Origin of the sequence: Streptococcus thalassemiae (assembly GCF_903645285.1) — a bacterium.
GTDB lineage: Bacteria > Bacillota > Bacilli > Lactobacillales > Streptococcaceae > Streptococcus > Streptococcus thalassemiae.
The window spans coordinates 88624-102097 of record NZ_CAHJXN010000003.1; the positions used below are offsets into that span (position 1 = coordinate 88624).

Annotated in this window: 10 protein-coding genes; 8 read left to right on the forward strand and 2 right to left on the reverse strand. The window is 37.7% G+C overall.

Annotated elements, in window-relative coordinates; all coding sequences use genetic code 11:
• Nucleotides 1-273 precede the first annotated feature (273 nt).
• From HWX15_RS05665 to HWX15_RS05690, 6 genes are all read left to right on the forward strand, one after another.
• Nucleotides 274-1467, forward strand: coding sequence for an O-antigen ligase family protein (locus tag HWX15_RS05665; RefSeq protein ID WP_175880499.1), 1194 nt, complete (start codon nucleotides 274-276; stop codon nucleotides 1465-1467).
• A gap of 693 nt (nucleotides 1468-2160) precedes the next feature.
• Complete coding sequence (locus HWX15_RS05670; protein ID WP_175880500.1) at nucleotides 2161-4149, forward strand: peptide ABC transporter substrate-binding protein; 1989 nt, start codon at nucleotides 2161-2163, stop codon at nucleotides 4147-4149.
• Between the two features lie 66 nt (nucleotides 4150-4215).
• Nucleotides 4216-5712: an ABC transporter permease gene (locus HWX15_RS05675; protein WP_175880501.1), complete on the forward strand. Its 1497-nt coding sequence runs from the start codon at nucleotides 4216-4218 to the stop codon at nucleotides 5710-5712.
• A complete protein-coding gene (gene oppC, locus HWX15_RS05680; protein ID WP_000103703.1) occupies nucleotides 5712-6638 on the forward strand; it encodes an oligopeptide ABC transporter permease OppC in 927 nt (308 codons plus the stop codon). Before HWX15_RS05675 ends, oppC begins: the two co-directional genes overlap by 1 nt.
• An 8-nt stretch (nucleotides 6639-6646) precedes the next feature.
• The gene (locus HWX15_RS05685; protein ID WP_000159551.1) at nucleotides 6647-7714 is read left to right on the forward strand and encodes an ABC transporter ATP-binding protein; all 1068 of its coding nucleotides are present in this window, start codon (nucleotides 6647-6649) and stop codon (nucleotides 7712-7714) included.
• Between the two features lie 10 nt (nucleotides 7715-7724).
• Nucleotides 7725-8651: an ATP-binding cassette domain-containing protein gene (locus tag HWX15_RS05690; protein WP_042900321.1), complete on the forward strand. Its 927-nt coding sequence runs from the start codon at nucleotides 7725-7727 to the stop codon at nucleotides 8649-8651.
• Nucleotides 8652-9103: 452 nt separating this feature from the next.
• Here HWX15_RS05690 and HWX15_RS05695 read toward each other — a convergent pair whose 3' ends face one another.
• The gene (locus HWX15_RS05695; protein ID WP_175880502.1) at nucleotides 9104-9982 is read right to left on the reverse strand and encodes a LysR family transcriptional regulator; all 879 of its coding nucleotides are present in this window, start codon (nucleotides 9980-9982) and stop codon (nucleotides 9104-9106) included.
• A 127-nt stretch (nucleotides 9983-10109) separates the two neighbouring features.
• Nucleotides 10110-10460 carry a helix-turn-helix domain-containing protein gene (locus HWX15_RS05700; protein ID WP_164226984.1) on the reverse strand — a complete coding sequence of 117 codons (351 nt, stop codon included), beginning with the start codon at nucleotides 10458-10460 and terminating at the stop codon, nucleotides 10110-10112.
• Nucleotides 10461-10818: 358 nt separating this feature from the next.
• Here HWX15_RS05700 and HWX15_RS05705 point away from each other — a divergent pair, with 358 nt between their 5' ends.
• Both HWX15_RS05705 and HWX15_RS05710 read left to right on the forward strand, forming a co-directional pair.
• Nucleotides 10819-12444, forward strand: a complete 1626-nt coding sequence (locus HWX15_RS05705) for a malolactic enzyme (protein ID WP_061438706.1) — start codon at nucleotides 10819-10821, stop codon at nucleotides 12442-12444.
• A gap of 76 nt (nucleotides 12445-12520) precedes the next feature.
• Nucleotides 12521-13468 carry an AEC family transporter gene (locus HWX15_RS05710; protein WP_175880503.1) on the forward strand — a complete coding sequence of 316 codons (948 nt, stop codon included), beginning with the start codon at nucleotides 12521-12523 and terminating at the stop codon, nucleotides 13466-13468.
• Nucleotides 13469-13474 lie beyond the last annotated feature (6 nt).

A 13474-nucleotide genomic window follows, 5' to 3' on the forward strand; every position in this document is an offset into this window, starting at 1 on the left:
CTTTCTTTAGGAATTGTAAATGATTTAAATATAGTTTGGATAGTTGGTCAAATCTTTATTATATTACTACTATTTTAACATATACCTACTATTTACGGCACGATTTTTTAGAGTAAATCTAGTTATTAAGCTTGAGTTGTGACATTTCAGTATTTTTGCTCGCTTTTTTACCTAGGGAAACGTTTCCTTTGTTTTCAAATTGCTTAAAAAGTGGTACAATATAGGAAGCTTACTATTATCTGAATCAGTTGATTTGGAGAGAAAGGATTCGTTTTGAAATCAATAGGCTTTATTGAAAAGCTGAAAGGGTTGTCTAGTAAAGAGCTAATTTTATTGGGAATTATCCTGAGTATCTTTTTACCCTTTTATCTTTTTGTAGTTGTATTCTGTTTATATATTATCAGTTTGATTTTTACAGGAGACATGAAAAGTATTCTTCAGAAAATGGGGGAGCATCCGATGCTGCTTCTTTTTCTTGGTTATAGTACTGTAATATCCATTTTTGCACAAAATTGGATGGGAGTCGTAGCTTCAGTAGGAATGTTTCTATTTACTGTTTTCTTTTTGCACTATCAGTCGATTTTATCACATAGATTCTTTCGCTTGATTTTGCAGCTCGTCTTGTTTGGTAGCGTATTGTCAGCTGTTTTTGCGAGTTTAGAGCATTTCCAAATTGTGAAGAAATTCAACTATGCTTTTCTTTCACCCAATATGCAGGTCTGGCATCAGAATCGTGCAGAAGTGACCTTCTTTAATCCTAATTATTATGGAATTATTTGTTGTTTCTGTATCATGATTGCCTTCTATCTGTTTACAACGACCAAGTTGAATTGGTTGAAAGTATTCTGTGTGATTGCAGGCTTTGTTAATCTCTTTGGATTGAATTTTACGCAAAATCGAACTGCCTTTCCTGCTATTATCGCTGGAGCAATCATCTATCTCTTTACGACTATTAAAAACTGGAAGGCCTTTTGGCTTAGTATTGGGGTCTTTGCGATTGGCTTGAGCTTCCTCTTTTCTAGTGATTTGGGAGTTCGGATGGGGACTTTAGACTCTTCTATGGAAGAACGCATTTCTATCTGGGATGCTGGGATGGCTTTGTTTAAGCAAAATCCTTTCTGGGGTGAAGGACCATTGACCTACATGCACTCTTATCCTCGGATACATGCTCCTTATCATGAACATGCTCACAGTCTGTATATTGACACGATTCTGAGTTACGGAATTGTGGGGACTATTTTATTAGTTTTGTCTTCTGTTGCTCCTGTTCGTTTGATAATGGACATGAGTCAGGAATCGGGGAAACGTCCGATTATTGGTCTTTATCTATCTTTCCTTACAGTGGTTGCTGTGCACGGAATTTTTGACTTGGCCCTCTTCTGGATTCAGTCAGGATTTATTTTCTTGCTAGTTATGTGCAGTATTCCGTTGGAGCATCGAACGTTGGTATCGGACATGACGGATTAAGTTTTATAAGATTGAAATCTTCTACCTTGTGTAGGAGATTTTTTATATATACTGGGCATGTCGTGTATCTGAGGTGTAAGTCCTCTGTAGGGATCCACTATCGGCGAATACAATAGCGCTCCCCAAGCCTGACTATCGTGAGGTAGTGGATTAAAATGGTCTGGGGATAGATCGTTTTAAGTCTGACGCAGAAAATAAGAATTGTCAGAGGAAGGGATAGTGAAATCGTAGGCTATGAATAGAAACGTGATAGCGAGGAGCATATAGTGGATAAGGTAGCGAGAAATTTTAAAGTATAAAAGATAGTCTTAATCTATATGTGTAAATCACGAAAGTAATTGAATTCGGAATAAGGTTGGTGTGAAAAAGATATAGTAAACTGAATCTTGAATACTAGAATGATACTTCTACAATATTGTTATAATTTAATTTGAATTCCAAAATCACATTGTTCCGTCTGTATTTCATTTTACTATAGGTCTTTCTAAGCTCTAAAGTTTCTGCGTCAACTTTCCTATTTTCGCTGTAGCCTTTGATACTTCGAACGACAATTTGAATCATATATTCAGAAAAAATGAAAAATTTGTATGAATAAGCCTAAATATTCTGAAAATTCGTTTATTTTTCTTGAAACATCTTAAAATCTATGGTATAATTGATAATAACCTATACTTTATTACGAGGAGTGAAGAAATGAAAAAAAGTCAAGTGCTTGCTGTAGCAGGAGCTACCTTATTAGCGTCAGGAGTTCTAGCTGCGTGTTCAAACACTAGTTCAAGTAATGCTAAACTAGCAAAAGATTACCAATATGTTTATCAAACAGATCCAGAAACTTTGGATTATATTGTCAGCAATATCGATTCAACATCATTCATCACAACAAATGCTGTAGATGGTTTGTTGGCTAATGATAAATATGGTAATCTGGTTCCTTCTATCGCTGAATCATGGACAGTTTCAAAAGATGGTTTGACTTATACCTATAAAATCCGTAAGGATGCTAAATGGGTGACAGCAGAGGGAGAAGAATATGCTCCTGTCACTGCTAAAGACTTCGTTACTGGTTTGAAACATGCTGTAGATGGAAAATCAAAAGGACTTTCAATCGTTAGCTCTTCTATTAAGGGATTAGAAGCATATATCAAGGGTGAAACAAGCGATTTTTCAACCGTTGGAGTAAAAGCACTTGATGACCAAACACTAGAATATACTTTGAACCAGCCAGAAACTTTCTGGAATGACAAGACAACTAGTGGTGTTTTGATGCCAGTTAATGAAGAATTCTTAGCTTCAAAAGGGGAAGGTTTTGGTTCTCCAACAGATGCTAACTCTATTCTTTATAACGGTCCATTTGTCTTGAAGGCTGTAACTCCTAAATCATCTATCGAGATGGCTAAAAATGACGCTTACTGGGACAAAGAAAATGTAAAAATTGAGAATGTTAAGTTCACTTTCTGGGACGGTAAGGATCAAGATGTAATTGCCAAAGGTTTTTCTGATGGTCAATATAGCAAGGCTCGTATCTTCCCTACAAGTTCTACATATGAAAAATATGCAGCTGACTTCAAAGATAACATTTACTTTAACGAACCAGGTGCTGGTGTTGCAACTGTCAGCTTGAACTATGGCCGTACAACTTATAACCACACTGCTAAGACAAGTGATGCCCAAAAGACATCTACTCAAAAAGCTTTGCTAAACAAGGAATTCCGTCAAGCCTTGAACTTTGCAGTCGATCGCAATTCTTATTCAGCTCAAACAAATGGTACTGATGGAGCTGCAGTAGCCATCCGTAATACATTTGCACCATATAATCTTCAAGTTGGTAAGAAAACATTTGGTGAATTGGTACAAGATAGCTTGGCTAAGACAAATTCTTCTACTTGGTCAAACGTATCTCTAGCAGATTCTCAAAATGGACTTTACAATGAAGAAAAAGCGAAAGAAGCATTTGCTAAAGCTAAATCAAGCCTACAAGCTGAAGGTGTTGAATTCCCAATCCACTTGGATGCCTTGGTTATCCAAGAATCAACAGCGGTTGTAAACCGTGTTCAATCATTGAAACAATCAATTGAAAAAGTATTGGGTTCAGATAATGTTGTTGTAGACTTGCAACAAATGACTCAAGCAGAAGCTTTACCAATTTCATTTAGTGCTCCAACAGCTAAAGAGCAAGATTGGGATATCCACACCTTGCTAGGATGGAATCCTGACTATCAAGATCCTTCTACTTTCTTAGATCAGTTTGTCATCAAGGGAGGAAACACTCGCCTTTACCTTGGTATTGACCAAAACACTGATGCATCAGTAGTAAGCAAACTTGCTTTAGCTGACTATGGAAAATTACTTGATGATGCAAACAGCGAGAACCAAGATGTTCAAAAACGTTATGAAAAATACGCGGTAGCACAAGCTTGGTTGACTGACAATGCTTTGACAATTCCAGTAATGGCTTCTCCTAAAGAAACAGCCGTTTCATATGTTTCAAAAGTTCTACCATTTAGCTCATCATATTCTGAATCTGGTCTTAAAGGTGAAAATTCAGGATACTTGAAGTACACTGAAGTTGGTGAAAAAGCAATCACCAAAGAAGAGTATGAAAAAGCTCGTGAAAAATGGTTGAAAGAAAAAGCTGAATCAAATGAGAAAGCTCAAAAAGAATTGGCAAGTCATGTGAAGTAAATAATTTCTAATAGAACTTTCTCTCCATGAGGAGAAGGTTCTTTTGGGATTTTTAAAGGAAATAATATGAAAAAATATATTTTTATGCGTGTTTTGCGGTCATTGGTTTCTATTTTCTTAGTAACGACTTTGACCTACACGATTATCTATACCTTGGTTCCTCGAAAATTGATTTTTAAGCAGGACCCTAACTATAATAAAATTGCGACAACGGCTGATAAACGTGATAACTATGAAAATACTGTGTTTGAGCGTATGGGCTATATTGAGTATTACGATACTAAAGAGTTGCAAGAAAAGGCAAGTAGCATGGATTCTTCTGTAACAGTAGAGGCAAATGCGACCAATAAAGCCATTTATGAAAAGTACATCAATCAATTAGGTCATGGTTGGACTTTGGGAGAATTTACTGAAAGCGGTCAATTCTATGCTACTCGTGAAATTCCAATTTTTGAACGTGTTTTTCACTTCTATGCTAACTTGATTGACATTGATCATACAAATAAAATTCAAGACCCTGAAAATCCAGACTTGAAACGCTACCTTCGTTTCGAAAATGATCCAGCTATCGGATGGTCATTGGTCGGTTCAGGTACTAAACATAAATATCTCTTGTACTTCAACAGTCAGTTCCCATTTGTGCATCAAAATTTTGTGAATATCAATTTAGGTGACTCTTATCCAACCTATGCTAATACACCAGTTCTTCAGGTTATTACTCAAGGTCAAGGACAAACCAAAACTGCCCAAGTTCAGTTCCCAACAGGTAAGAAAACGTCTTCTGTAAATATTTACTCAAGAACCTACAAGTCACCTAGTCAGGCTGACTCTCGTGAAGTAGCTAGCTATGGGAAAGATGATCCTTACACAGCGACTGAAAGTAATTACCAATATCCATCTATGATTGTCAGCTCTGCTATTGTTGGTTTGATTGGTTTGGTGATTTCTTATGCGATTGCAGTGCCACTTGGTTCAGCCATGGCTCGTTTCAAGAACACTTGGATCGATAGCTTCTCAACAGGGGTTTTGACCTTCTTGCTTGCTCTTCCAACCATTGCCTTGGTTTACATCGTTCGTTTGATTGGATCATCTATTGGTCTTCCAGATTCGTTCCCTATCTTGGGTGCTGGAGATTGGCGTTCGTATGTTTTACCAGCAGTTATCCTTGGTTTGTTGGGTGCTCCTGCTACAGCTATTTGGATTCGCCGTTACATGATTGACTTGCAATCTCAAGACTTTGTTCGTTTTGCTCGTGCAAAAGGTTTGTCTGAAAAAGAAATTTCAAACAAACACATCTTTAAAAATGCCATGGTTCCGCTGGTTTCAGGAATTCCTGGTGCCGTTATTGGGGTTATCGGTGGTGCAACCCTTACTGAAACAGTCTTTGCCTTCCCAGGTATGGGTAAAATGTTGATTGACTCTGTAAAAGCATCTAATAACTCTATGGTCGTTGGTCTTGTCTTCATCTTTACATGTATTTCTATCTTCTCACTTCTTTTGGGAGATATTTGGATGACGATTATTGACCCACGTATTAAATTGACTGAGAAAGGAGGCAAATAATGTCTACAATCGATAAAGAAAAATTTCAGTTTGTAAAACGTGACGATTTTGCCTCTGAAACTATTGATGCGCCAGCATATTCTTACTGGAAATCAGTGTTTAGACAATTTATGAAGAAAAAATCAACTGTAGTCATGTTGGGAATCTTGGTAGCTATCATTTTGATGAGTTTCATCTACCCAATGTTTTCTAAGTTTGATTTCAATGATGTCAGCAAGGTAAACGACTTTAGTGCTCGTTATATCAAGCCAAATGCTGAGCATTGGTTCGGTACAGACAGTAACGGTAAATCTCTTTTTGACGGTGTCTGGTTCGGAGCTCGTAACTCTATCCTCATTTCTGTGATTGCGACAGTGATTAACTTGGTTATCGGTGTCTTTGTCGGTGGTATTTGGGGAATTTCAAAATCAGTTGACCGTGTGATGATGGAAGTTTATAATGTCATCTCAAACATCCCATCTCTTTTGATTGTCATTGTCTTGACTTACTCAATCGGAGCTGGATTCTGGAATCTAATTTTTGCTATGAGTGTGACGACATGGATTGGAATTGCCTTCATGATCCGTGTGCAAATCTTGCGTTACCGTGATTTGGAATACAACTTGGCGTCACGTACTTTGGGAACACCAACCTTGAAGATTGTTGCCAAAAACATTATGCCACAATTGGTATCTGTTATTGTGACAACCATGACTCAAATGCTTCCAAGCTTTATCTCATACGAAGCCTTCTTGTCTTTCTTCGGTCTTGGATTGCCGATTACAGTGCCAAGTTTGGGTCGTTTGATTTCGGATTATTCACAAAACGTAACAACCAATGCTTACTTGTTCTGGATTCCATTGACAACCCTTGTTTTGGTATCCTTGTCCCTTTTCGTAGTTGGTCAAAACTTAGCGGATGCTAGTGATCCACGTACACATAGATAGGAGTAGAAATGACAAAAGAAAAAAATGTAATTTTGACTGCTCGCGATATTGTCGTGGAATTTGACGTTCGTGACAAAGTATTGACAGCCATTCGCGGTGTTTCCCTTGAACTAGTTGAAGGAGAAGTATTAGCCTTGGTAGGTGAGTCAGGATCAGGGAAATCTGTTTTGACAAAGACTTTCACAGGTATGCTTGAAGAAAATGGTCGCATTGCTCAAGGTAGCATTGACTACCGTGGTCAGGATTTGACAGCCTTATCTTCTCACAAAGATTGGGAACAAATTCGTGGGGCTAAGATTGCGACTATCTTCCAGGATCCAATGACTAGTTTGGATCCCATTAAAACAATTGGTAGTCAGATTACAGAAGTTATTGTAAAACACCAAGGGAAAACAGCTAAGGAAGCAAAAGAATTGGCCATTGACTACATGAATAAGGTTGGGATTCCAGACGCAGATAGACGTTTTGATGAATACCCATTCCAATATTCTGGAGGAATGCGTCAACGTATCGTTATTGCGATTGCCCTTGCCTGCCGACCTGATGTCTTGATCTGTGATGAGCCAACGACTGCCTTGGATGTAACTATTCAAGCTCAGATTATTGATTTGCTAAAATCTTTACAAAATGAGTACCATTTCACAACAATCTTTATCACCCACGACCTTGGTGTGGTAGCAAGTATTGCGGATAAGGTAGCGGTTATGTATGCAGGAGAAATCGTTGAGTATGGAACTGTTGAGGAAGTCTTCTATGACCCTCGCCATCCATATACATGGAGTCTCTTGTCTAGCTTACCTCAGCTTGCTGATGATAAAGGGGATCTTTACTCAATCCCAGGAACACCTCCGTCACTTTATACTGACTTGAAAGGGGATGCCTTTGCCTTGCGTTCTGACTATGCAATGCAGATTGACTTCGAACAAAAAGCTCCTCAATTCTCAGTATCAGAGACACATTGGGCTAAAACTTGGCTTCTTCATGAGGATGCTCCAAAAGTAGAAAAACCAGCTGTGATTGCAAATCTCCATGATAAGATCCGTGAAAAAATGGGATTTGCCCATCTGGAAGACTAGGAGGAAGGAAATGTCTGAAAAATTAGTAGAAATCAAAGATTTAGAAATTTCCTTCGGTGAAGGAAGTAAGAAGTTTGTCGCAGTTAAAAATGCTAACTTCTTTATCAACAAGGGAGAAACTTTCTCGCTTGTTGGTGAGTCAGGTAGTGGGAAAACAACTATTGGTCGTGCGATAATCGGTCTAAATGATACAAGTAATGGTGATATTATTTTTGAGGGTCAAAAGATTAATGGTAAGAAATCGCGTGAACAAGCTGCAGAATTGATTCGTCGTATCCAGATGATTTTCCAAGACCCTGCCGCAAGTTTGAATGAACGTGCCACTGTTGATTATATTATTTCTGAAGGTCTTTACAATCATCATCTGTTCAAAGATGAAGAAGAACGTAAAGAGAAAGTTAAAAATATTATCCGTGAAGTGGGGCTTCTTGCTGAGCACTTGACCCGTTACCCTCATGAATTCTCAGGTGGTCAACGTCAACGTATCGGTATTGCCCGTGCCTTGGTCATGCAACCAGACTTTGTTATTGCGGATGAGCCAATTTCAGCCTTGGACGTTTCTGTTCGTGCCCAAGTCTTGAACTTGCTCAAAAAATTCCAAAAAGAACTTGGTTTGACCTATCTCTTTATCGCCCATGACTTGTCTGTCGTTCGCTTTATTTCAGATCGTATCGCAGTTATTTACAAGGGTGTTATTGTAGAGGTTGCAGAAACAGAAGAATTGTTTAACAATCCAATTCACCCATATACTCAAGCCTTACTTTCAGCGGTACCAATTCCAGATCCAATCTTGGAACGCAAGAAGGTCTTGAAGGTTTACGACCCAAGTCAACACGACTATGAGACTGATAAGCCGTCTATGGTAGAAATCCGTCCAGGTCACTATGTTTGGGCGAACCAAGCTGAATTGGCACGTTATCAACAAGGATTAAACTAATAATGGTTTTATAATTTCCGTGTCAACTTTTATGGAAATTATAAACCTTTTTTTGTTGGACTGATTTGAAAAACTTTGAAAGCTCCCTGAAAGAATTTTCGAAAGAAATAGAATTCTTAGAAAATCATTGAATTATAGTGAGATGAAATAAAATCTGAACAACTCGATTAGGAAAGTCAAATCAATTTCTAGAAAAGGTTTAGAAGTCGCGGCGTATTACTCTAGTTTCAATCTACTATAGTCTAATACTCTTCGAAAATCTCTTCAAACCACGTCAGCGTCGCCTTATCGTATATATGTGACTGGCTTCGTCAGTCTTATCTACAACCTCAAAACAGTGTTTTGAGCAACCTGAGGCTAGCTTCCTAGTTTGCTTTTTGATTTTCATTGAGAATAATATCTACAATGTAAAAAAACTCTAGCTATCAGTTCATTGATAGTTAGAGTTTTTTCTATTCATATGATTTAAGGAGATTAAATAAGGCTTCTACTTCTGATGACGGTGTAGCTGATTTAAGGTAGGCGTAATAAACTGTAAAAGTTATCTTATCCTTCGGTATAAGCGGAATTTTTATTAAATCATCATCTTCCTCAGAAAGTGCGATATCAGCTAGTAAACTAAGGCCAATCCCTTTCTTTAAAAGTTCTTTAAGGATGGCAATGTCATCAGTCTTAAAGAATATTTCTGCCTTGTTTTGATACTTTTGATTAAGCGTTTCAAAAGCTTTCAGGTGAACAAAGTGTTCGTCTAAGAGTATAAAGGATTGATCTGCTAATTCTTCAAAAGCGAGGGAAGGAGCAGTGGCAAAAGGATGGTTCTTAGATAAAACGACATACAGTTCTTTATGAAATAGCTCGTGTGACTCTATTGAAGGATAGTTGAGAGGTTCAATCAAACCGAGTAGGCTTGCATCAAGGTCTCCTTTGATGAGAAGGTTTAATAACTCCACGGAGCCACCGCGGATAGGGCGTACCTTTTTTAAAAAATCGAATTTATCTTTTTTGTTTAAGGCAGCAAAGAGATACTGAATGATAATAGGAGGGAATCCTACAGTAGAGTATTGTGCCAAGGAACGATTAATTTCTTTGCGAGTAGAAATGACCTCAGGTAAAATCAGTTCTGTATGCTTTAGAAGGATTTGTCCTTGAGGAGTTAGCTTGAAGGAACGATGCGAAGGGTCATGGTGAATCAATTTGCAGTTAAAGGATTCCTCTAAGCGCTTGATAGCATAAGAAATAGATGGTTGGCTGACTTTATGTTGTTTTGCTACTTCCGTATAGGATTGAAGCTGGCAGAGGTCATAAAAATATTGTAGATCTTTTAAATTCATATGGGCTCACTTTCATTAGTTGGAGAAGGAAAATAAGTGGAAAACAGCAGATAAATAATTTTTATCCGTATCCTACAATTTGACTATACGAGTATTCACCAGTTAAAATGTAAGTGAGTCAGGAATCTCAAAGATTATCTAAGATACTCTCAAAAATGACCAACATCTTTTCTCGTTTATCAATAGGGAGCTGTTTAATCTTCATGTTGATTCTTTTGAGTGAAAGATTGCCACTCTTATCAGAGGTTGATTCAAGGCTATCAAAATTGAAAAATTCCTCTGGGGTCATTTCTAGGGCGTCAATCACTTTTTCAAGACTGTGAATGGTCAGATTCACATTTTGGTTTTCAAGTTGATTGATATATTTAAGCCCGAGTCCTGCTTGTTCCGAAAGTTCTTCCTGGCTCATTTTATTCTGTGTTCGAAAATATTTCACTTTTTGGGAAATATATTGTTGTAAATAGTTTTTAGTTGTCATATAAATAGAATACAAGTTTTATATGACAAAAAAACACCTTAAAAAATACAAAGTGTTATATAACATACTTATGTGATATTTATTTTAATTAGGATTGTCAATTTGTATGATTGGTTTCTTTTACTCGAAACTTTTAGTAAAGAGTGATCATCGAGAGTTTGATGGGTTCAGAAATTTATAAAATATAACAACTTAAAGTATTGTCAATAATAGTGTTTTAAGTATAAAAGAGCCTATTAGAAATTGTTCTCGTAGACTCATTATAACATATGCGTATACAATTGTATTATTTAAACAACAACGTTTCATAAACAATTCTTTTCATATGGTATAATATAAACAAAAAGGAGGTTGCACTATGACTGCACATGATATTTTAAACAATCCTTTCCTCAATAAAGGTACTGCCTTTACCTTAGAGGAGCGAAAGGAACTAGGCCTTATTGGTTTACTGCCACCGTATGTTCAAACGATTGAAGAACAAGCGGCGCAAACTTATGCACAAATGCAAACAAAAGCCAATGATTTGGAAAAACGTCTTTTCCTAATGGAAATTTTTAATACCAACAGGACTCTTTTCTATTACCTCTTTTTTCAACATTTGGAAGAATTCAATCCAATTGTATATGATCCAACCATTGCAGATACAATTGAAGGCTATAGTGATCTTTTTGTAGATCCCCAATATGCGGGATATCTTGATATCAATCATCCTGAAAATATTGAAGCCACTTTGAAAAATGCTGCCGGGGGTCGCGAGATTCGTCTCATTGTTGTAACAGATGCAGAAGGAATCCTTGGAATTGGCGATTGGGGAACAAATGGTGTCGATATTTCTGTTGGAAAATTGATGGTCTATACAGGTGCTGCTGGAATCGATCCTTCAATGGTCCTTCCTTTAGTCATTGATGCAGGGACTAACCGTGAAGAACTTCGTAACAATCCTAATTACTTAGGAAATCGTCACGAACGGGTTCGCGGAGATCGTTACTACGACTTCATTGACCAATTTGTTCAAACAGCAGAACGTCTCTTTCCTAAACTTTACCTTCACTGGGAAGACTTCGGCCGCTTGAATGCTGCCAATATTCTTGAAAAATACCGGAAACAAATTCCGACCTTTAATGATGATATTCAAGGTACAGGCATCGTTACCTTGGGTGGTATCTTTGGTTCGCTGGATATTAGTGGTGAAAAATTAACAGATCAAGTTTATCTCTGCTATGGTGGTGGTACTGCGGGTGCAGGAATTGCCTCTCGTGTTCTTCGTGAAATGGTAAGTGAAGGTCTTTCTGAAGAAGAAGCTTATAAACGTTTCTTTATGGTTGATAAACAAGGACTTCTCTTTGATGACATGGATGACTTGACACCAGAGCAAAAACCATTTGCTAAGAAACGTGCTGACTTTAGTAACGCAGATAAGTTGACTGACCTGCTTGAAGTAGTGAAGACTGTGAAGCCAACCATTCTTGTAGGAACTTCAACTCAACCTAATACCTTCACTAAAGAAATAGTAGAAGCTATGTGTGAAAATACAGAACGTCCAATGATCTTCCCTTTGTCAAATCCAACTAAATTGGCAGAAGCTAGTGCCAAAGATTTGATTGAATGGTCAGATGGCAAAGCTTTTGTCGCAACAGGAATTCCTGCTGATACGGTTTCTTATAAAGGTGTAGACTATGTGATTGGTCAAGCAAATAATGCCCTGATTTACCCAGGTCTTGGTCTAGGTATGCTGGCATCTGAAGCAAGTCTTTTGACTGATGAAATGATTGGAGCAGCGGCGCATTCATTGAGTGGTATTGTCAATCCAGGCCAACCAGGAGCTCCTGTCTTGCCACCATTCAAGTATGTAGCAGATGTTTCTATTAAAGTAGCAGAAGCAGTCGCTAAAAAAGCACAAGAGCAAGGACTTGCACGCGCTAAGGAAACAGATATGGCCAAAGCAGTTCGTGATTTGAAGTGGTATCCAGAGTATAAATAATTCATTTCTGCCGCTATCCTTCTATAGTGGCAGATTTGTATGGGCTGTGGACTTAAGTAATTTAGAAAGGACACCTATGTCACTCTTTTTAACCTCGATTACGAGTATCATTCCGATTATTGCTATTATTGTTTTGGGGTATATTCTTCAGGTGAGGGGATGGTTTGGAGATAGTTTTGGATCCAATCTATCTCGTTTGATCATGAATGTAGCCTTGCCAGCGTCAATCTTTGTGTCGGTGATGAAATACCTAACGCTAGATAAACTAATCAGTCTTTCTGGAGGACTCTTTTATATTTTTGTAGCATTTAAATTGGGATATATCGTAGCTTATATTGCAGTTAGGCTTTTCAAGGTTCGTCCAGGACGGCGAGGAACCATGATTAATACCTTTGTGAATGCCAATACTATTTTTATCGGTTTACCATTAAACGTTGCTCTTTTTGGTAATCAGGCTCTTCCATATTTCTTAATTTACTATATCACCAACACGATTTCTACCTGGACATTAGGCGTGTATGTGATGACGAGCGATAGTAAATCGGGTCAAAGCAAGAATAAAACTAAATTTGACTGGAAGAAATTGCTTCCAGCTCCGCTTGTAGGTTTTCTTGTCGCTCTACTATTTTTGTTTCTCCGAATTTCCATTCCAGATTTCGCAACAAATACCTTAACTTATGTTGGAAATATCGTCACTCCCTTATCTCTGATTTATATTGGTATCGTTCTTGCAAAGGCAGGCTTGAATACTATTACTTTTGATAAAGATACAATTGTCACTTTAGTTGGACGCTTTATCCTAGCTCCTCTGATTATGTTTCTTGTATTGAAGTTCTCTGCACCAAATATGGCGACAGTAGAATTTAAGACCTTTATGATTCAGTCCGCTACACCAGCTCTAGCTGTTCTCCCAATCCTTGCTAATCAGGGAAAAGGAGATGTGGAATTCTCTACGAATGTGGTGACTCTAAGTACGGTTCTATTTATCGTTGTTATTCCAATATTACAAACTTTATTAGGATAAGAGGAT

Bases quoted from the DNA above. Each gene is read 5' to 3' on its own strand.
- HWX15_RS05670 (WP_175880500.1), top strand. From the start codon at position 2,161: ATGAAAAAAAGTCAAGTGCTTGCTGTAGCAGGAGCTACCTTATTAGCG.
- HWX15_RS05675 (WP_175880501.1), top strand. From the start codon at position 4,216: ATGAAAAAATATATTTTTATGCGTGTTTTGCGGTCATTGGTTTCTATT.
- oppC (WP_000103703.1), top strand. From the start codon at position 5,712: ATGTCTACAATCGATAAAGAAAAATTTCAGTTTGTAAAACGTGACGAT.
- HWX15_RS05685 (WP_000159551.1), top strand. From the start codon at position 6,647: ATGACAAAAGAAAAAAATGTAATTTTGACTGCTCGCGATATTGTCGTG.
- HWX15_RS05690 (WP_042900321.1), top strand. From the start codon at position 7,725: ATGTCTGAAAAATTAGTAGAAATCAAAGATTTAGAAATTTCCTTCGGT.
- HWX15_RS05695 (WP_175880502.1), bottom strand. From the start codon at position 9,982: ATGAATTTAAAAGATCTACAATATTTTTATGACCTCTGCCAGCTTCAA.
- HWX15_RS05700 (WP_164226984.1), bottom strand. From the start codon at position 10,460: ATGACAACTAAAAACTATTTACAACAATATATTTCCCAAAAAGTGAAA.
- HWX15_RS05705 (WP_061438706.1), top strand. From the start codon at position 10,819: ATGACTGCACATGATATTTTAAACAATCCTTTCCTCAATAAAGGTACT.
- HWX15_RS05710 (WP_175880503.1), top strand. From the start codon at position 12,521: ATGTCACTCTTTTTAACCTCGATTACGAGTATCATTCCGATTATTGCT.